Origin of the sequence: Clostridium mucosae (assembly GCF_024622765.1) — a bacterium.
In the GTDB taxonomy this organism is placed as follows: Bacteria; Bacillota; Clostridia; order Clostridiales; family Clostridiaceae; genus Clostridium.
This window is the reverse complement of record NZ_JANKAF010000002.1, coordinates 123339-144290: the sequence shown is the minus strand read 5'-3', so window position 1 is coordinate 144290 and position 20952 is coordinate 123339. Positions and strand designations below refer to the sequence as shown.

22 protein-coding genes are annotated in these 20952 nt (G+C 29.4%); 21 read left to right on the top strand and 1 reads right to left on the bottom strand.

Annotated features, from left to right (window positions below; all coding sequences use genetic code 11):
* Positions 1-79: 79 nt before the first annotated feature.
* Entirely contained in the window at positions 80-268 is a 189-nt protein-coding gene (locus NSA50_RS04005) for an alpha/beta-type small acid-soluble spore protein (protein ID WP_195264857.1), read from the bottom strand.
* A gap of 321 nt (positions 269-589) precedes the next feature.
* Between NSA50_RS04005 and NSA50_RS04000 the strand changes: the two genes are divergently transcribed.
* The 21 genes from NSA50_RS04000 to NSA50_RS03900 all read left to right on the top strand — a co-directional run bounded on the left by NSA50_RS04000 (position 590) and on the right by NSA50_RS03900 (position 20944).
* The gene (locus NSA50_RS04000) at positions 590-1675 is read left to right on the top strand and encodes an undecaprenyldiphospho-muramoylpentapeptide beta-N-acetylglucosaminyltransferase (RefSeq protein ID WP_257443161.1); all 1086 of its coding nucleotides are present in this window, start codon (positions 590-592) and stop codon (positions 1673-1675) included.
* Positions 1676-1838: 163 nt separating this feature from the next.
* Complete coding sequence (locus NSA50_RS03995; RefSeq protein WP_195264853.1) at positions 1839-2264, top strand: flavodoxin; 426 nt, start codon at positions 1839-1841, stop codon at positions 2262-2264.
* A gap of 173 nt (positions 2265-2437) precedes the next feature.
* A complete protein-coding gene (nifJ, locus tag NSA50_RS03990; RefSeq protein ID WP_195264851.1) occupies positions 2438-5950 on the top strand; it encodes a pyruvate:ferredoxin (flavodoxin) oxidoreductase in 3513 nt (1170 codons plus the stop codon).
* Between the two features lie 144 nt (positions 5951-6094).
* On the top strand, positions 6095-6427 hold the full coding sequence (locus NSA50_RS03985) for a DUF1292 domain-containing protein (protein ID WP_195264850.1): 333 nt from the start codon (positions 6095-6097) through the stop codon (positions 6425-6427).
* A gap of 115 nt (positions 6428-6542) precedes the next feature.
* Positions 6543-7367, top strand: a complete 825-nt coding sequence (locus NSA50_RS03980; RefSeq protein ID WP_257443156.1) for a PHP domain-containing protein — start codon at positions 6543-6545, stop codon at positions 7365-7367.
* Positions 7368-7383: 16 nt separating this feature from the next.
* Positions 7384-8577 carry a pyridoxal phosphate-dependent aminotransferase gene (locus NSA50_RS03975; protein ID WP_257443154.1) on the top strand — a complete coding sequence of 398 codons (1194 nt, stop codon included), beginning with the start codon at positions 7384-7386 and terminating at the stop codon, positions 8575-8577.
* 171 nt (positions 8578-8748) lie between these two features.
* Positions 8749-9387, top strand: a complete 639-nt coding sequence (locus NSA50_RS03970; protein WP_195264844.1) for an HAD-IB family hydrolase — start codon at positions 8749-8751, stop codon at positions 9385-9387.
* Positions 9388-9402: 15 nt separating this feature from the next.
* Entirely contained in the window at positions 9403-10215 is an 813-nt protein-coding gene (locus tag NSA50_RS03965; RefSeq protein ID WP_195264842.1) for an aminotransferase class IV, read from the top strand.
* A 113-nt stretch (positions 10216-10328) separates the two neighbouring features.
* Complete coding sequence (locus NSA50_RS03960; RefSeq protein ID WP_257443151.1) at positions 10329-12098, top strand: flagellar assembly protein A; 1770 nt, start codon at positions 10329-10331, stop codon at positions 12096-12098.
* A gap of 17 nt (positions 12099-12115) precedes the next feature.
* Positions 12116-12562, top strand: coding sequence for a chemotaxis protein CheW (locus NSA50_RS03955; RefSeq protein WP_195264838.1), 447 nt, complete (start codon positions 12116-12118; stop codon positions 12560-12562).
* Positions 12559-13059, top strand: coding sequence for a chemotaxis protein CheD (locus NSA50_RS03950; RefSeq protein WP_195264836.1), 501 nt, complete (start codon positions 12559-12561; stop codon positions 13057-13059). The genes NSA50_RS03955 and NSA50_RS03950 overlap by 4 nt, the downstream gene beginning before the upstream one ends.
* Before the next feature lie 15 nt (positions 13060-13074).
* On the top strand, positions 13075-13665 hold the full coding sequence (locus NSA50_RS03945; RefSeq protein WP_195264834.1) for a CheB methylesterase domain-containing protein: 591 nt from the start codon (positions 13075-13077) through the stop codon (positions 13663-13665).
* Between the two features lie 8 nt (positions 13666-13673).
* Complete coding sequence (locus NSA50_RS03940; RefSeq protein WP_195264832.1) at positions 13674-14438, top strand: CheR family methyltransferase; 765 nt, start codon at positions 13674-13676, stop codon at positions 14436-14438.
* A gap of 13 nt (positions 14439-14451) precedes the next feature.
* Entirely contained in the window at positions 14452-16488 is a 2037-nt protein-coding gene (locus tag NSA50_RS03935) for a chemotaxis protein CheA (RefSeq protein ID WP_257443145.1), read from the top strand.
* Between the two features lie 14 nt (positions 16489-16502).
* Positions 16503-17102 carry a chemotaxis protein CheC gene (locus NSA50_RS03930; protein WP_195264829.1) on the top strand — a complete coding sequence of 200 codons (600 nt, stop codon included), beginning with the start codon at positions 16503-16505 and terminating at the stop codon, positions 17100-17102.
* A gap of 15 nt (positions 17103-17117) precedes the next feature.
* Complete coding sequence (locus NSA50_RS03925) at positions 17118-17477, top strand: response regulator (protein ID WP_142690943.1); 360 nt, start codon at positions 17118-17120, stop codon at positions 17475-17477.
* Between the two features lie 22 nt (positions 17478-17499).
* On the top strand, positions 17500-17898 hold the full coding sequence (locus NSA50_RS03920; RefSeq protein WP_195264827.1) for a chemotaxis protein CheW: 399 nt from the start codon (positions 17500-17502) through the stop codon (positions 17896-17898).
* A gap of 16 nt (positions 17899-17914) precedes the next feature.
* Positions 17915-18910, top strand: a complete 996-nt coding sequence (gene fliM, locus NSA50_RS03915) for a flagellar motor switch protein FliM (RefSeq protein WP_257443138.1) — start codon at positions 17915-17917, stop codon at positions 18908-18910.
* Complete coding sequence (gene fliY, locus NSA50_RS03910; RefSeq protein WP_257443136.1) at positions 18903-20009, top strand: flagellar motor switch phosphatase FliY; 1107 nt, start codon at positions 18903-18905, stop codon at positions 20007-20009. The genes fliM and fliY overlap by 8 nt, the downstream gene beginning before the upstream one ends.
* A gap of 247 nt (positions 20010-20256) precedes the next feature.
* Positions 20257-20532, top strand: coding sequence for a flagellar biosynthesis anti-sigma factor FlgM (locus tag NSA50_RS03905; protein ID WP_195264821.1), 276 nt, complete (start codon positions 20257-20259; stop codon positions 20530-20532).
* A gap of 1 nt (position 20533) precedes the next feature.
* The gene (locus NSA50_RS03900; protein ID WP_195264819.1) at positions 20534-20944 is read left to right on the top strand and encodes a flagellar protein FlgN; all 411 of its coding nucleotides are present in this window, start codon (positions 20534-20536) and stop codon (positions 20942-20944) included.
* Positions 20945-20952: the final 8 nt, after the last annotated feature.

Below are 20952 nucleotides of genomic sequence, written 5' to 3'. Positions count from 1 at the left end.
GAGTTACCTTAATATGATATAAATCACTTTAAGGTAACTCCTTAAGCTTATTGTTTTTTAATGATTTAACACATGAAAACTATTTTATTCCATTTTCATATTGTTCTACCATTCTTTTAACCATTTCTCCTCCGACGCTTCCGCATTGTTTTGAAGATAAATCTCCATTGTAATCAGAGAATGGTACTCCCATTTCGTTAGCCACTTCATTCTTGAATTTAGCTAATCCTTGTTTAGCTTCTGGTATTAAACTTCTGTTACTTGCCATGATTCTTACACCTCCTTCTCTCTTTTGTAATTATAGCTTGTGTATATTTTTAAAAAAATATTATATGTAACTTCAGGTAATTGGACATAATAGTGGAAGAGATAATTTTTTTAGAATAACTTAAATAACATTTAAATTGTATTGAATAATATGATATTATTTAATAAGTAAAAAATAATTAAAAATTAACAACTAGAATTTAATGATTTATGAAACAATTCAGCTTAGTTGAATTATAAAAAAGTTAGACTCCAGAGGAGTTTAGCCTATAATTATCCATTATCAATTATTAATTGTTAATTAAATTAGTGGGGTGTTTAAATGAGTAAATATAAAATAATAATGACTGGAGGAGGAACAGCAGGTCATGTTACTCCTAATTTAGCATTAGTGCCAAGGCTAAAAGAAGAAGGTTTTGATATAAAATACATAGGAAGTAAAGATGGAATAGAAAAAGAAATAATAAAAGATGCTAATATACCTTATTATGAAATATCATCAGGAAAGCTTAGAAGATATTTTGATATTAAAAATTTCACAGACCCTTTTAAAGTTATGAAAGGTGTTATAGAAGCAAATAAAATAATTAGAAAAGAAAAACCAGATATAATATTTTCTAAGGGGGGATTTGTTGCTGTTCCGGTTGTAATAGCAGCTTCTATGAAGAAAATTCCAGTTGTATCGCATGAATCAGATTTAACTCCAGGCTTAGCTAATAAGCTATCAGCGCCATTTTGTTCAAAGCTATGTGTTACATTTAGAGAAAGTCTAAATTATATAAAGGATGGAAAAGGTGTTTTAACTGGAACCCCAATACGAAAGGAAATATTGAGTGGTAGTGCAATTAAAGGAAAACAGATATGTGGGTTTAATGATAATAAGGAAATTTTACTTATTATTGGAGGTAGCTTAGGTGCTAAAAGTATTAATGAGGAAGTAAGAAAAAATATTAAAAAGTTATTAGAAAGCTTTAATATTATTCATATATGCGGAAAAGGAAACTTAGATAAAGAACTAAGTAATTTAAAGGGATATGTGCAATATGAGTATGTTAAAGATGAACTTCCACATTTATTAAAAGCAGCTAATTATATAATATCTAGAGCAGGTGCCAACGTTATATTCGAATTACTAGCATTAAACAAACCTACTCTTTTAATTCCATTATCTAAAAAGATAAGTAGAGGGGACCAAATATTAAACGCTAAATCTTTTGAGAAGGAAGGATATTCAGTAGTCCTTGATGAAGATGAAATGATGGAGAATAAAGGAATGCTACTTACAAAAATTAATGAGTTGAAAGAAAAAAGCAGTGTTTTGGTAAGAAATATGAAAAAAAGTGGGATAACGAATGGTGTAGATGCGATTTTAGAAGTAATTATTCAAAGTATGGAGTTAAATAAGTAAAATAGGATTTTTTTAATTTGAAAAGGATATATTGAAGTAATATGGCTTGTATAAAACTTGCAAAAAAAAAATAGTGTTATATAATAAAATAGTGAGTAAAAAAATAGGTAATATATATCCAACAAAGTGACTTAATTTAGTCAAAGGATGAGGTGATGTAATTATGAAAAAAATTTCTATTATCTATTGGAGTAACGGGGGAAACGTAGAAGTTCTTGCAAATTCAATTGCAGAAGGTGCTAAATGTGCTAATGCAGATGTAAATATAAAATATGTTTATGATGCAACAATTGAAGATGTAACAGAAGCTGATGCAATTGCTTTCGGAAGCCCATCAATGGATAATAATAGAATTGAACAACATGAAATGGAACCATTTATCAATCAATTCAAATTGTTACCAAACAAACAAAAGAAAGTTGTATTATTTGGATCATATGGATGGGATGATGGAAAATTCATGGTTGACTGGGTTCAACGTATGAATGATTACGACTTTAATGTTGTAGGACACATCGCCGTTAAGGAATCACCAAGTGAAGAGGAATTGCTAAAAGCAAAAGAACTTGGTGAGAAATTAACTAAATAAATTCTTTGAGGGGGTAAAGACTCAGGGAAGTACCTTAGGGGTTAGGTACGGAGACGTAATTAAGCGGTTGAATCTTTTCTTACCAATAATTTATTTCAATTGAATACAGTGTTAATTTTCTGTATTTAGCGTATTTATAAAATTTTATATATAAGGAAGAGAGGTCAAACACGATGAGAAAAATGAAAACTATGGATGGTAATACGGCTGCGGCTCATATATCATATGCGTTCACAGAAGTAGCTGCTATCTTCCCAATTACACCATCATCACCAATGGCTGAGCACGTTGATGAATGGGTAGCACAAGGAAGAAAGAACATATTTGGACAACCTGTTAAGGTTATGGAAATGCAATCAGAAGCAGGAGCAGCTGGTGCAGTTCACGGATCTTTACAAGCTGGTGCATTAACAACAACATATACTGCATCACAAGGGTTATTATTAATGATCCCAAATATGTACAAGATTGCAGGGGAAATGCTTCCAACAGTATTCCATGTATCAGCAAGAGCTTTAGCAACTTCTTCATTAAGTATATTTGGAGACCATCAAGACGTTATGGCTGCAAGACAAACTGGTTTTGCAATGCTTGCAGAAGGATCAGTTCAAGAAGTTATGGATTTAGCTCCAGTAGCTCACTTAACTTCTATCAAAACTAGAATACCATTTATGAACTTCTTTGATGGATTCAGAACTTCACACGAAATTCAAAAAATAGAAGTTTTAGAATATGATGAATTAGCTAAATTAGTTGATTATGATGCTTTAGATGCTTTTAGAAGAAGAGCTTTAAATCCAAATCACCCAGTAACTAGAGGTACTGCACAAAACCCTGATATATACTTCCAAACTAGAGAATCAGTAAATAGATTCTATGAAGATATTCCAGAAGTTGTAGAAAGCTACATGGCTGAAATAACTAAGTTAACAGGAAGAGAATATCACTGCTTCGATTATTATGGAGCTCCAGATGCAGACAGAATAATTGTTACAATGGGTTCATCAACTGACGTTGCTGAAGAAACTGTAGATTACTTAAATGCAAAAGGAGAAAAAGTTGGGGTTGTTAAGGTAAGACTTTACAGACCATTCTCTATAGAAAAATTATTAAAGGTAATACCAGCTACAGTTAAGTCTATAGCTGTTCTAGATAGAACTAAAGAACCAGGTTCAATTGGAGAACCATTATACTTAGACGTTAAGAGTGCATTCTATGGAAGAGAAAATGCTCCAGTTATAGTTGGAGGTAGATATGGATTAGGTTCAAAAGATCCAAACCCATCACATATAGCTGCTGTATATGCTAACTTAGCATCAGAAAATCCAAAGGATGGATTTACAATTGGTATTGTTGATGACGTAACTAATACTTCATTAGAAGAAATTGGTGACATCGATGCTACTCCAGAAGGAACTAAAGCATGTAAATTCTGGGGATTAGGATCAGACGGTACAGTTGGTGCTAATAAGAGTGCTATTAAAATCATTGGAGACCATACAGACATGTATGCTCAAGGATATTTCTCATATGACTCAAAGAAATCTGGTGGTATAACAGTATCACACTTAAGATTTGGTAAGAAACAAATCAAATCACCATATTTAGTTGACAAAGCTGATTTCGTAGCATGTCATAACCAAGCTTACGTTTATAAATATGACGTATTAGAAGGCTTAAAGAAAAATGGTAAATTCTTATTAAACACAATCTGGAGCCCAGAAGAAGTTAATGAAAAATTACCTGCATCAATGAAGAGATATATAGCAGAAAACAACATCGATTTATATACTTTAAATGCTGTTAAGATAGCACAAGAAATTGGTCTTGGTGGAAGAATTAACATGATAATGCAAGCTGCATTCTTTAAGATTGCTAACATCATTCCAGTTGAAGATGCTGTTAAATACTTAAAAGACGCTGTAGTTAAGTCATACGGTAAAAAAGGTGAAAAAGTTGTTAACATGAACTATGCTGCTATAGATAAAGGTGTTGAATCTATAGTTAAGATAGAAGTTCCAGCAGATTGGAAAGATGCTGTTGAAGAAGTTAAGGAAGAAAGAAATGACGTTCCTGCTTTCATCAAGAATATAGTTGAACCAATCAATGCTCAAAAAGGATTTGACCTTCCAGTTTCAGCATTTGATGGAATGGAAGATGGTACATTCATGGCTGGTACTGCTGCATATGAAAAGAGAGGTATAGCTATCAATGTTCCAGAATGGCAACAAGATAAATGTATCCAATGTAACCAATGTGCATATGTATGTCCACATGCTGTTATAAGACCATTCTTATTAAATGAAAATGAAAAAGAAAATGCACCAGAATCATTAAAGATTGTTCCTGCAAAGGCATTAAAGACAGAAGAGCCAACATTCTATACAATTGGAGTTACTCCATTAGATTGTACAGGCTGTGGAAACTGTGCTCAAGTTTGTCCAGCACCTGGTAAGGCATTAATAATGAAACCAATGGATACTCAAGAAGATCAAATCGAAGCTTGGGATTATGCAGTTAAAGAAGTTGCACCTAAGAAGAACCCAATGAACAAGAATACAGTTAAGGGTAGCCAATTTGAACAACCATTATTTGAGTTCTCAGGAGCTTGTGCTGGTTGTGGAGAAACTCCATATGCTAAGCTTGTAACTCAATTATTCGGTGATAGAATGATGATAGCTAATGCTACTGGATGTTCATCAATTTGGGGTGGATCAGTTCCAGCAACTCCATACACAGTAAATAATGAAGGACATGGTCCAGCTTGGGCTAACTCATTATTCGAAGATAATGCTGAATTTGGATTAGGTATGTTCTTAGGAGTTAAGGCTATAAGAGAAAGAATAGCTGATAACATGAAGAAGGCTCTAGAAATAGAAACTTCAGAAGATGTTAAAGCAGTACTTCAAGACTGGTTAGATCATATGAACAGTGGAGAAGGAACTAGAGATAGAGCTGATAGAGTTCTTGCTACTTTAGCAAATGTTGATGCTGACTATGCAAGAGAAATCTTAAAAGATAAGGAATTCCTAGTTAAGAGATCTCAATGGATATTCGGAGGAGACGGATGGGCATATGACATCGGATACGGTGGATTAGACCATGTTCTTGCTTCAGGAGAAGACGTAAATGTTCTTGTATTTGATACAGAAATATACTCAAATACTGGTGGACAATCTTCTAAATCAACTCCAACTGCTGCAATAGCTAAGTTTGCTGCATCAGGAAAGAGAACTAAGAAGAAAGACCTAGGAATGATGGCTATGACATATGGATATGTATATGTAGCTCAAATTTCTATGGGAGCTGACAAGAACCAAACTCTTAAAGCAATAGCAGAAGCTGAAGCTTATGATGGTCCATCATTAATCATTGCTTATGCTCCATGTATAAGCCATGGTATTAAGAGTGGTATGGCTAACAGCCAAGATGAAGCTAAAAAAGCTGTTGAATGCGGATATTGGGGATTATATAGATATAATCCAAGCTTAATTGGAACTAAGAATCCATTCTCATTAGATTCTAAGGAACCAAAGGCTGATTTCAGAGAATTCTTAATGGGTGAAGTAAGATATGCATCACTTGCTAAGGCATTCCCAGAAGCTGCTGAAGCTTTATTTGAAAAGACAGAAAAGGATGCTAAGGAAAGATTAGCAAACTACAAGAGATTAGCAGAACAACAATAATTTTTATAGATGAGGGGCTATAAAGCTCCTCATTTTTTCTTTAATAATATAAAATATAAAAAAAATTAATATTTTTCTTTTAATTTTTACTAATTAAGGGTAGAATTAAATAGAATCATAATCTATTGAAGGAGGATTATTTTAATGGATAACGAAAAGAAATGTGGATGCCACGAAGAAGAAATGGAATGTGGATGTGGTCACGATCACGATCATGAACATCATGAAGGATGCGGATGTGGAGAAGACCATCATGAACACTTTGTTGTAGACTTAGAAGATGATAATGGAAATGTTATATCATGTCCAATTATAGATGCCTTCGAATTTGAAGAAAATGAGTATATTTTAGCTCAAGATCCAAATGAAGATTCAGTTTACTTATTTAGATCAAATGAAGATGGAGAATTAATAATTCCAGAAGAAGAAGAATTTGATAGAGTATCAAAGTTCTATAGTGAAGATTTAGCTGAGTAATAAATAAAAGAAGTGCCAATTTTGGCACTTCTTTTATTTATGTTTACTTTTTAATTGTCATTTTATATTAATAATGATATATTTTTAATATATACTTAAGAAATAAGGTGTTAAAATGAACTATGCAGATTTACATATTCATTCAAGTTATTCAGATGGTAGTATGACACCAGAAGAAATTGTGGATAAAGCAAAAAGTCTAGGTGTGAAAAGTATTTCTATTACAGATCATGATTCGATAGCTTCGCAATATATAGTAGAAAATAATTCCGATGATATAAATATAATATCTGGAATAGAATTAAGCACTGAATATGATGATTTAGAAATTCATATATTAGGATATTTTATTGATATAAAAAATAAAAATTTAGATGAAACAGTAAATAGATTAAATAAAGCTAGAATAGAAAGAATAGAAGAAATTCTTTTTAAATTAAGAAAGAATGATATCCATTTAACTTTAGATGAGCTGGCTATTGATTTAGATTCTACAGTGATAGGAAGAAGTCATGTTGCTAATGCTATGGTGAAAAAAGGATATTTTGATAGTTATAAAGCTGCTTTTACTAACTTTTTAGTTAAAGGAAAGCCTGCATATGTTAAAGGTTTTAAGCTTAATTATAAAGATGCTATACAAGTTATAAATAGCTCGGGAGGAGTTGCAGTTTTGGCTCACCCAGGTCAGATATATAAAGGATTAGCTATAGAAAATATAATTAAAGATTTTAAGTTTTATGGTTTAAGAGGTGTAGAAGTATATCACCCTAGTCATAGTAGAGAACAAACCAATAATTTTTATAATTTATGTAAAAAACATAAATTATTTATAACTGGTGGAAGTGATTATCATGGTAAAGAATGTTATAATGAAAATTTAATAGGAAGCTATGGGATAAATGAAGCTTTACTAAAAAAATTAATAAATTTTAAAAAGTAAATTGGGGGGTATCAAAATGGATTTATCTAAAAAAGCAATGGAAATTAATCCATCAATAACACTAGAAATTACAGCAAAGGCAAAAGAGTTAAAAGAATCAGGGGTGGATGTAGTAAGCTTTGGGGCAGGAGAGCCAGATTTTAATACTCCAGAAAATATAATAGAAGCTGCTATAAAAGCCATGAGAGATGGAAAGACGAAATATACGCCTACAAGTGGTATTTTAGATTTAAGGAAAGCTATTTGTAATAAATTAAAAAAAGATAATGAATTAAATTATGATGCAGATCAGATAGTGGTATCTACAGGAGCTAAGCAAAGTTTGGCAAATACTTTTTTAGCTATATTGAATGAAGGGGATGAAGTGATAATACCAACTCCTTATTGGGTAAGTTATCCAGAACTTGTGAAATTAGCTGGTGGGATTCCTTTATTTATAAATACTACTAAGGAAAATGATTACAAATATACAGTTGATGAGCTTAGAAAATCAATTACAAATAGAACAAAAGCAATATTAGTAAATAGTCCCAATAATCCAACTGGTAGTATATATACAAAGAAAGAATTAACTGAAATTGCAGAATTAGCTAAGGAATATGATTTAATAATAATATCAGATGAAATATATGAAAAGCTGATATACGATAATGCAAATCATATTAGCATAGCAGCTATATCAAAAGATTCTTATGAAAGAACGATAGTAATTAATGGATTATCAAAAGCATATGCAATGACAGGGTGGAGAGTAGGATATTCTGCATCTAGTAAGAAAATTGCTAAGTTAATGAGCAGTGTTCAAAGTCATGTTACGTCAAATGTAAACTCTATATCTCAGTATGCTGCAATTGAAGCTTTAAATGGACCACAAGATAGCATAAAAATAATGATAAAAGAATTTGAAAAAAGAAGAAATTATATGATTGATAGAATTAATAAAATTGATGGGTTATCAATTATAAGACCTAAGGGGGCTTTTTATATAATGGTATGTGTAGAGAGGTATTTTGGTAAAAAAATTAATGATAAGATGATTAATTCATCTCTAGATTTTTCAAAAAGTTTATTAAATGAAGAAAATGTTGCAGTAATACCAGGAATTGCTTTTGGATTAGATAATTATATTAGATTATCTTATGCAACATCTATGGAAATAATAGAAGAAGGATTAAATAGATTAGATAAATATTTGCAAAAATTAGTTTGATAGATTAAAAAATATAAATATTACTACAGTGATCCTGTGGTAATATTTTTTTTATAGAATAATAATAAAGTTAATATTATTTTATATTTAAGTCAATTCAGTTACTAATTTGTTTAATTATAGCAAATTATAGTATATAATTAATAATGAATTAGCTTAGGAGGAATGATAATGGATAAATTAGCAATATTTGATGTAGACTATACTATAACTAAAAAAGAAACTTTAATGCAATTATATAAATATGTTATTAAAAAAGATATAAGAAATATTAAATTTCTTCCAAGAGCTTTATATAGTGGAGTTATGTATTCTATAAAGGTTTATGATGAAAAGAGAGTAAAGGAGAGTTTCCTTAAATTTATAGATGGTATAGATGAAAATGATTTAGCTATATTAGTGAAAGGTTTTTATAGAGATGTTTTAGAGAATATATTATATAAAGATGCTATAAAAATGATGAAAGATTTAAAAAGTCAAGGATATAAGGTATATTTAATATCTGCATCTCCAGAATTTTATTTAAAAGAATTTTACGCTATAAAAGAAGTAGATATGGTGATAGGAACAAAATTTACTATAGATAGTGGTAAGTTTATAAGAAAAATGGAAGGTGAAAACTGTAAGGGGGAGGAAAAAGTAAGAAGGCTTAAAGAAGTACTAGCAAAAGAAAATATCAAAGTTGATTTTAAAAATTCCTATATGTTTTCAGATTCCTTATCAGATAAACCATTATTAGATTTAGTTGGAAATGGTTATTTAATAAATTATAAAAAGAAAAATAATTTTGAAGTATTAAAATGGAAATAAGAGGAGGAGTTACTTATGGAAGCTATTTTAAAATATTATTTAGAAGATGGACATTTAGAAGAGATAAACAATTATACAAGTGATTCAACAGAAAAAAACAGAATCATATATGAAGTAATACGAGTTATAGATAGAGTTCCATTATTCTACGAAGATCATATTAAGAGATTGGAATCATCTTTTAGGCTTATGGGAAAAACATTTTCTTATAAATATGATAAAATAAAAGATTATCTTATAAGGTTAATTGAAGCAAATAATGTAGAGTGTGGAAATATTAAACTTACATTTGATATACAAAGTGATACTATGAAAGTCTTTAGTATTAAGCATAGTTATCCAACCGAAGATATGTATAAAAATGGAGTGGAGACTATACTTTATCATGGAGAAAGAACAAATCCTAATGCTAAGGTAATTGATAGTAATTTTAGACAAAAAGTAAATGATGAAATTAAGAAAGCAAATGTTTTCGAAGCAATACTTGTAAATTCAAATGGATTTATAACAGAAGGAAGTAAGTCAAATATATTTATGATTAAACAAGATACATTATACACTTCTCCATTAGATGATGTTTTACCAGGGGTGACAAGAGGTAGAATTATATCATTAGCTAAAAGCTTAGGTATAAGTTTTGAAGAAAGAAAAATAAATTTTGATCAATTGGAAAGTATTGATGCAATGTTTATATCTGGAACATCACCTAAAATATTACCGATTTCTAAAGTTGATAAAATTAATTTTAATATTGAAAATAAAAAAATGCAAAAATTAATTAAAAGTTTTGATGAAGAGATAAAAATATATGTTAATCAATTTAGATAAAATAAGAGTTTTTTGTATTTTTAAAAGATTTATGTCTATTCAAAAATATTTTAAATTATGGTATTATTAAACTGGTAAATTTATTACCATATATATGCAATGGGGGCTTGGGTATGGAAGAAAATTATAATAAGGTCAATAACATTGATGGAACTGTCTATGTTAAAGATAGAAAAATAGTAATTAGAAATCCAGTTGGAAATGGGAAATATGCAACCATTTTGCCGCCTATAAATGGAGAGTTATATATAAATGGAGAAAAGGTAACCAAGCAATCTATTATAAAAGCGGTAGACATTATAGACTTTAAAGGGTTAAAAGAAAAAGCACAACGTCTTATTGATATAAGATTTAATGATGATAAAACAGAAGCGTATATTTCAATTACATATAATAAGGAATTAGTTTATTATTTGAAAGATTCAAAGGAAAGTAATATCTTATCATTAGATGTAGATGTTGAAGAAGGAATAGATGCACCTATAATAACAGAATCTGAGCTGTTTACTTTATTAAAAGATAAGGGTATATCTTATGGTATAGATAATGAAATTATAAAATATATTGTGTCTAGCAGAGAAATTGAAAATAAATTAATAGCACAAGGAATAAAGGAAAAACTTCCTATTGAAGATAAAATAAACGTGTTTTTTAATTCAAATAATAAATTAGAAATAGATGAAAATACAGAAAAAATAGATTATAGGGAGTTTAATTCTATAACAAGTGTTAAAGCTAACGAAGTTTTAGCCGAGATTATAAAGGGAGAGAATGGTGTTGATGGAAAAAATGTTTTTTCACAACGAATACCAGGAAAGGCTAAAAAGAAAAGTAATTTTTCAGCGGGACAAGGATGTAAGATAAAAGATAATTTAATAATTTCAACTATTTCTGGAAAGCCATATTTTAGTAAGAATACTATAGGAGTTGAGCCTATATATGTATTAAATGATGATGTTACAATTTTAAGTGGAAATATTAAATTTCCATCAAGTGTGCAAATAAATGGCAAGGTTACTGAAGGAATGAAAGTTACTGCAGGAGGTAGCCTTGCTATAAAAAATGGAGTATTTGCTGGATTTATTGATGCAAAAGATACATCTGAAATTACTGGAAATATAGTTAACTCTAAAGTTGAAGTTGGAGGAACCAATTTAATTAAAGAAAAGAGAGTTAAAGCATTAAAAGAAATTAAGAATGATTTAGAATCTTTATTAAAAAACTCTATATATCTAAAAGATAATAATTTGATTAAGAGCAATATAACAGATGGAATGATAATTAAATCGCTAATTGAAACTAAATATAAAAATATCCCTAAAACATGCATCAAAATAATTTCAAATGCTATGCAAGATAATTGCTATAACTCTATTGTTGTAGAATTGGCTAAATCAAAACTTATGGGCGCTGCTCCTAGCACTATAAAGGATATTAATGAAATAGAGAATATAATTTATCAAGTTGCTAAGGAATTAGAAGATTTGGAAAATGATGTTATAACAACATCAGACTTAACAATTGAGTATGCACAAGAATCTGAGATAAGTGTTACAGGAGATATAAATATAATAGGAAAAGGTTTATTTACTAGCCAATTAAATTCATCTGGTAATATTAATTTTTGTCTTAAGTCTTCTGTCTGTAGAGGAGGTCACTTAAAATCAGGAAAATTAATTAAGGCTTCAATAGTAGGAAGTGATTCAGGAGTATTTACGAAATTAGAAGTAGATAAAGATGGAGAAATAAATGTAGATGTTGCATATCATAACACTATTTTTATTATAGGAAATAAAAAATATATCTTAGAAAAGCCGTCTAAAAATGTACATGCATATATAGATAAAGATGGCAGTTTAATTGTGGATAAATTACTTCTATAGGAGGAAAAGAAAAGGGAATGAAGGAGATAAAAATTTTAGTTTTTAAATTAGGTAATGAATTCTATGCTACTGATATAATGGAAGTAGAGAGAATTTTAGGGTATGAGGAACCAACTATTTTGCCTGATTCACCAAGTTTTTTGGATGGTGTTATTAACTATGAAAATGGAGTTTTACCTATTATAAATCTTGCAAATAAATTCAAATTAAAATTAGAAAATAGTTTAGATAAAAAAATAATAGTTGTAAAAAGAAATACAGGGAAATTTGGAATATCAGTAGATAGTGTTAGTGAAGTTCTTAGTATATTTGATGAGGAAATAAATAATCCAGAAAGTCTTTCAACTTTAATTTCAAAGAAATATATAAAAGGATTAATAAAGAAAAACAACAACATAATCATAATGTTAGATTTAGAAAAAATACTAACAGTAGAAGAAGAAGAGAGTATTTTTCAGGGGTGACAAAATTGGAAGAAAAAAAAGAGGTTAGAGTTGGAATAGCCGATGGAGCTATTGTATCTGCCCCAGATAAACTAATAACGATGGGACTTGGATCATGTGTTGGAATAGCCTTATATGATAAAGAAAAGAAAATTGCAGGACTTGTTCACATAATGTTACCAGATAGCACACAATTCAAGAATATATTAAATCCTTTTAAATATGCAGATTTGGGAATTCAAAATTTACTAGAAAAAATGCTATCTCTTGGGTGTAGAAAAGATAATATTGTAGCCAAAATTGCAGGGGGAGCATCAATGTTTAACTTCCCAGATAAGAAAATTATTAGTGATGTAGGAAAAAGAAATAGTACTGCTGTAATTGAATCTATAAGAAATTTATCTATTCCAATAATAGGAGAAGATATAGGAGGAAACAAAGGAAGAACTATGATTTTAGAGAGTGAAGATGGTGCAGTTATAATTAAGAGTATTGGAAATAGTCTAAGAAGACTATAGGAGGTGCATGCACTATTGATACATAATGACATAAATAACAGGCGGGATATAATTTTAATAGGTGCATCAACAGGTGGACCGAAGGCAATAGAAAGAGTAATTACGGAATTAACTAAAGATTTAAATGTATCTGTTTTAGTTGTTCAGCATATGCCAAGTGGGTTTACAAAAGCATTTGCTGAAAGATTAAATAAAAAATGCTCATTACATGTTTTAGAAGCAGAAGATGGAATGAAGATAGAGAAAAACAAAATATATATAGCTCCAGGTGGATTTCATATGATAGTCCAGAAGTCCGGTATTTTAAAGCTTAATACTGATGACGCAATCTGGGGAGTAAGGCCTGCTGTAGATAAATTATTTATATCAGCATCTACTGTATATGCTAGTAGAGTAATATCTGTTGTACTAACAGGAATGGGAAAAGATGGAGCAGAGGGAACTGTAGTTGTAAAAATGAATAAAGGTATAACTATAGCACAAGATGAAGCTAGTTCTGTTATTTATGGGATGCCAAAAGTATCTTATGAAACAGGATGTGTAGATTATGTACTTTCTATAAATAATATTGCAGCAAAGATAAGAAGTTTAGTTAATGCAACTTAGGAGGAGATATGGACTTTACAGAATTTCATAATTGGATATATAGAGAGTTCAATATTAATTTAAACGCATATAAGCAAGAACAATTAAATAGAAGAATTGGAAGCTTGATGTCAAGAATAGATATAAAATCATTAGATGATTACAAGAGGCTTTTGCTATCTAATAATAAAGAAAGACAGAGGTTTTTAGATTTTATAACTATAAATGTTACAGAGTTTTTTAGAAATCCAGAACTATTTAAAGAATTAGAAAAAAACTTAAAATCTTATCTTTTAAATAATAATAAATTGAAAATTTGGAGTGCTGCTTGTTCAATAGGGTGTGAGCCATATAGTATTGCAATGATGGTGAATGAGCTAAATCCTATTGGAAGGAATACTATAATTGCAACAGATATAGATAATACTATATTGAATAGAGCAAAGCTTGGAGAATATGTACAAGCTGAGATGAAAAATGTAAGTGAAGATTATATGAAAAAGTATTTCCAATTAGAAAAAGATAAATTTTTAATAAATAATAATATAAAATCCATGGTTATATTTAAAAAGCATGACTTAATTTTAGATAACTATGAAAAAGATTTTGATTTGATAGTATGTAGAAATGTAATAATATATTTTAAAAATGAAGTTAAAAAAGAGATATTTAAAAAATTTTCAAGCTCTTTAAAAAAGGGTGGATTACTATTTGTTGGCGCAACAGAAAGTATTTATAATTATAAAGATTATGGATTAGAGAAAGTTTCTACTTTTATTTATAAAAGAGTATAAAGGGGTGAATAAAATGGACGTATCTCAATATATGGGAATGTTTTTAGAAGAGTCAATGGATAATTTACAAACCTTAAATGAAGCTTTATTAGATTTAGAGCAAGAACCAGAAAATATAGATAAAGTAAATGAAATATTTAGGGTAGCTCATACGATAAAGGGTATGGCTGCAACAATGGGATTTAGCAATATAGCTGAGTTAACTCATAAAATGGAAGACGTGCTATCAAAGTTTAGAGAAGGCAAGTTACAAGTTAGTAGAAATGTTGTTACAGTTTTATTTGATTGTTTAGATACTTTGGAAAGAATGGTTAGAAATATAGAAGAAGGCAATGACGAAGAGATTGAAATAGAAAATATAATGAAGTCTCTAGAAAATGTTGGAAGCAAGGAAGTGTCAATAGCTAAACAAGAGTATATAACAGAAAAATATAATAGTGAACAGGATAGTAAATTAACAAATGAATCTATTAATATAGGTTTAAATGAATATGATTTATCAGTCTTAAAGCAAGCAAAACAAAACGGATTTAATGGAGTTAACGTTAAAATAATATTAAGAGATGATACATTATTAAAATCAGCAAGAGCATTTTTAATTGTTCAAGAACTTGAAGCGCAAGGGGAAATATTAAAATCTTTTCCTTCTACAGAAGATATAGAAAATGAACAGTTTGATACGGAATTGATATTTGTTTTAATTACTACTAGATCAAAAGAAGAAGTTAATGAAATAGTAAGCAATATTTCAGAAGTAAGAAAAGTAGAAACATCTTATGTTTCTATTGAAGATATTTATCAAGATGAAGAAGCTACATTAAAAGATGAAATAATAAGTGGAATAGAGAAGATTCATATAAAAGATAATATATCAAGTGATAAAATAGAAAAGCAAGATAAGAAAAAAGATAATAATAAGAGGGCGCATCAATCAGTTAGAGTTGACTTACAAAGAATAGATAAGCTAATGAATATGGTATCAGAACTTGTTATATACAGAACTAGATTAGAACAAATTGTAATTAATGATAAGTCTCAAGAACTAATAGAAACATTAGAGCAAGTTGAGAGAACAACATCAGATTTGCAAGATTTAGTTATGAAGATAAGAATGCTTCCGTTGGAAGTAGTATTTAATAGATTCCCTAGAATGATAAGAGATTTATCTTTAGAACTTAAAAAAGAGATAAATTTCATTATAGAAGGATCAGAAACAGAATTAGATAGAACTGTTATAGACGAAATTGGAGAACCGTTAATACATCTTTTAAGGAATGCAGCAGATCATGGTATAGAAACTAAAGAAGAAAGAATTGCAAATGGCAAAGATCCTGTTGGAAAAATAAAACTAGTTGCTTATCAAGAAGGAACTAAGGCTTTAATAAAAGTTAGTGATGATGGAGCAGGAATTAGTATTGAAAAAGTAAAGGCTAAAGCCGAAAAAATAGGAATAAATACAGAAGGATTAAGTGACAATGACATTAGGAACTTAATATTTGCTCAAGGTTTTAGTACAAATACTGTAGTTACAGATATATCGGGTAGAGGTGTTGGAATGGATGTTGTTAAAACAAAAATTTCATCACTAGGTGGTACTGTAGATGTTGTTAGTGAAGAGGGAAAAGGGTCAAGTTTTATAATAAAGTTACCTTTAACACTTCAAATAATTCAAGCACTTTTAGTTAAGGTGGGTGATGAAACTCTTGCTATATCATTAGGATTTATTGATAGAGTTATAGATTATAAAGAAGAAAATATTAAAAAGACAAATGGAGAGGAAGTAATAGTTTATAGAGATAGTATTATACCTCTTATAAGATTAAATGAGAGACTTGGAATCGAAAATAAAGAAAGTAAAAAGAAGTTCATTATTATAGTAAAAGTTGGGGAAAAAACAGTAGGATTACTTGTTGATTCATTATTTGGTCAACAGGAAATAGTAATTAAGCCTTTAGGCAAAACTTTAAGATCCTTAAAAGAATATATTGGAGCTACAATACTTGGAAATGGATTAGTAACATTAATTCTTGATGTGGCGGCATTGATTTAGAAGGGAGGATTTTTATGGAATACAAGAATTTAACTTCATTTCAATTGGATGCATTAAGGGAAGTTTCTAATATAGGAGCAGGAAATTCAGCAACAGCTCTATCAATGCTACTTGGAACTAAGATTGATATGTCAGTTCCAAATATGAACTTAATAGAATTCGATGAGTTATTTAATAGTTGCAGAGAAAATGAAGTTGTAGCTGTATTGGTGAAAGTACTTGACGATATTCCCGGAAGTGTCCTTTATATATTTGAAGAAGACGTAGCATTAAATATGATATCAAAAATGACTTATAAAGATGAAAAAACTTTTACTGAGATGGGCATTTCAGTTATAGGGGAGATTGGGAATATAATATCCTCATCTTTTATGAATGCAATTGCAAATTTTACAGGGCTAAAGGCAACTGCCTCAGTACCTGCAGTAGCTAATGATATGCTAAGTGCAATACTTGTTTCAACATTCGTTGAAACAGGGCAACACGAAGAGTATGTTTTAGATATAGAAACATTATTTATGGGAGAAGGAGATAACAAAATAGAAGGACATTTTTATTTTGTTCCAGCTCCAGGATCATTAGAAAAAATTTTAGAATCATTAGGAATAAGATAATTTGGAGGGATTAAAATGACAAAAGTTTTAATAGTGGACGATGCAGCTTTTATGAGAATGATGATAAAGGATATACTACAAAAAAATGGATTTGAAGTAGTAGGGGAAGCTTGTAATGGTATAGAAGCAGTAAATTTATATAAAAAAGAAAATCCGGATGTTGTTACAATGGACATTACTATGCCAGATATGGATGGAATTGAGGCAGTAAAAGAAATAAGATCATTCGATCCAGGAGCAAAGATAATTATGTGTTCAGCTATGGGACAACAATCAATGGTTATGGATGCAATTAAGTCTGGTGCAAAAGACTTTATTGTGAAACCATTCCAAGCAGATAGAGTTTTAGAAGCAATAAGAAAGGTAGTTGGTTAAAACTATTTAGGAGGCAAGTTAAATGCAATTTGTAGTATTTAAATTAGGAGAAGAACATTTTGCAGTAGAGACAGATAAAATATTAAGTATCAATGATATGATGACTATAACAAGGGTGCCTAAGGCTCCAAATTATATAAGAGGTTTAATAAACCTAAGAGGTAGCATAAAATCTTTAGTTGATGTTAATTTATTACTTAATATAGAATCAGAAAAAGAACAAAATAACATAATAATATTAAAGGTTGACGAAGAAGAAATAGGCATATCTGTAGATGAAGTTGAAGAAGTAATAGATATAGATGAAGATAAACTGCAAAGGTTAGAAACGCATAATACTGAAGTTTATATAAAAGGAGTAATTGACTTAGAAGGAAGATTACTAACAATTATAGATATAGAAAAGCTACTAAATTACTAGGAAATGAGGGAGAGAAATGGCAGAGGTTTTAAGTCAGAGCGAAATAGATGCTCTTCTTTCTGCCCTATCTACAGGAGATGTTGAACCAGAACAGCTAAAAGAAAAAGAAGAAAAACATAAAATAAAAAAGTATGACTTCAGAAGTCCTCAGAAGTTTTCTAAGGATCACATTAGGACATTAGAAATGGTTCATGACGCTTTTGCAAGAATAATAAGTAATTACCTTTCAGGTCAACTTAGAAAGCATGTCAAAGTAGATATCCAAAGTGTGGAGCAGATAACATATGAAGAGTTTGTGCACTCTATTCCTAATCCAACTATACTTACTATATTTAAGATGCCACCACTACAAGGAAACATATTACTTGAAATGAATCCACAATTTTCATTCCAAGTATTAGATATACTTTTAGGAGGAACAGGGGATAGGGATGAAAAGGCAAAAGAGTTTTCAGAAATAGATAAAAATATTTTATCAAATATAACTTCAGAAATGATTAAGTCTTTAATCTTAGCTTGGGATGGAATATTAGAAGTGAAGCCGGAATTTGAAGGACTTGAAACTAATCCATCAGTTAATCAAACTTTAGCACCAAATGAGCCTGTTGCTTTGCTTAGCTTTTTAGTTGAGTTAGGTAAAAGTACAACATATATGAACTTATGTATTCCATATCTAAGTATTGAAAAAGTATTAGATAAGCTTGTTGTACAATATTGGTTTAAAACTGATGAATCAGAATTACAAGATGAGGCTAGAGAAAAGCTCAAAAAGGGAATAGATCCTGTAGAAGTGAATATGCATGTTGAACTTGGAAAAACAGAGATAACTGTTGATGATTTTTTAGAGTTAGTTAATGGAGATGTCTTATTATTAAATTCTCAATGCAGTGATCCTGTAAGAGTTTTTGTAGAAAATGAAGAATGTTTTATAGCTAAACCAGGAATTATAGGTAAAAATATGGGGATACAACTTTTAGATATTTTAGATAAGGATGTGATTGAGAATGAGTAATGGGTTTTTGTCTCAAGAAGAAATAGATTCATTGTTAAATGGTGGTACAGATAGTGAAAAACCAGAGTTAATATCAGAAATAGAGAAAGATCTGTTAGGTGAAATAGGGAATATTTCCATGGGATCAGCTTCAACGGCTCTTTATCAACTTATAAATAAGCAAGTAAATATAACAACACCTAAGGTTAGGATTACAACATTAAAAGAAATAAAAAATGGATTTGATTATCCTAATATAATATTAGATGTTGAATATGTTTCTGGGATAACTGGAAGAAACATATTAATAATGCAAACTACAGATGCAGCTGTAATTGCCAATCTTATGATGGGTGGAGATGGACAAGTTAATACTTCTACGTTATCAGAAATCGAAGTTAGTGCAGTTCAGGAAGCTATGAATCAAATGATAGGTTCTGCAGCAACTTCTATGGCGACTATGTTTGCAAGGGAAGTTAATATATCACCTCCTAAATCAAAGATATGGAAGGATATGAATGAAAATATATCAGAAACTATCCCAGAAGATGAACCAATAGTTGAAGTTTGTTTTGATTTAACTATAGAAGGATTACTTCAATCAAATATGATGCAAATATTACCAATAGGTACTGCAAAAAAAATTGTTTCAATAATGATGGGTGAAGATCAAGAAGTTGCAAATGAAATAGATGATAGCTATGAGTCTTCAGATATTTATAAAGAAGAATATAAGATAGAAGAAAAGCCTATTGTTAATACAGTAGAAGAAAAAGTAGCTAAAAATGTAGTAGAAAAGCCAGTAGAAGTTCATGGAGCTACTTTTGAGCCACTGTCACAAGGTCTTGTTGGAGAATCACATAGAAATATTGATTTAATACTGGATGTTCCATTAGAGGTTTCAGTTGTTTTAGGAAGAACTAAGAAGAGCATTAAGGATATATTGGATTTAAGTACAGGATCTTTAATAGAGTTAGATAAACTTGCAGAAGAACCAGTAGAAGTATTAATAAATGGCAAGAAGATAGCTTATGGAGAAGTTGTTGTTGTTGATGAGAACTTTGGAGTTAGAATAACAAGTATCGTAAGTGGAGCTGACAGAATAAGGTCACTTAAATAATACATAGATTTAAATATTTAAGAATAGAACCTATATAATAGACACTTAAAAAGAGTGTATTTATATAGGTTCTATTTTATTTATATCTAGGTTAAAGTTAGAGGTAAATATATTAATTTAAGAGAGAAACAGTGAATAATATTAAATGGATATATAAAATATAGATTTAACAATTTTAAATTAACGTCTAAACTTATAATTAATAATTACGATAAATAAATATAAGAAGTATTATTAGGAGGAAATTATGAATATTAAAGGTATAGGTTATGCAAATGGAATTAACTATTATAATAAGGTAACTTCTAATAAAATTGAAAAGTTAGAGAAAAAAGAAACCTATGACAGAATTGAATTATCAGAAGCTGCAAAAATATTAAATGATTATTCAATAGATAATAAAAACTTTGATAATAGAAAAAAAGTTTTAGAAGTTAAAAATAGCATTTACAATGGAACATATACTTATGATTCAAAGCTTATTGCTAAAAGTATGTTAGATGCTATGAGAGGAAAAGAATAGTATGATAAATAGTTTAAGAGATGTACTTTATGATGAAGAAAAAGAGTTAAAAGAATTATTAATTCTATTAGATAAACAATATAAATTAATTATATCCAAAGATATATTTGGAATGGAATCAATAGTAGAAGATATAAAACAAAAAAATAAAGATGTTGCTGAAATTGAAGTAAGAAGAAGAAGGTTATTAGGGAATCAATCCATAAAAGAAATTATATCAAACTATAAAGATGAAGAATTAGAAAATGGGTATAGAAGGATACAAAATCTACTAAATGAAATGATTCTTCAAAAAGATACAAATGACTTATTAATAAAGCAACAACTAAGCTTTACAAATAAACTTTTAAATTTAATAAATCCTAAAAGGGATATACCAACCTATAACTCTTATGGAAGTATAAAAAGATAGTAGGAAAC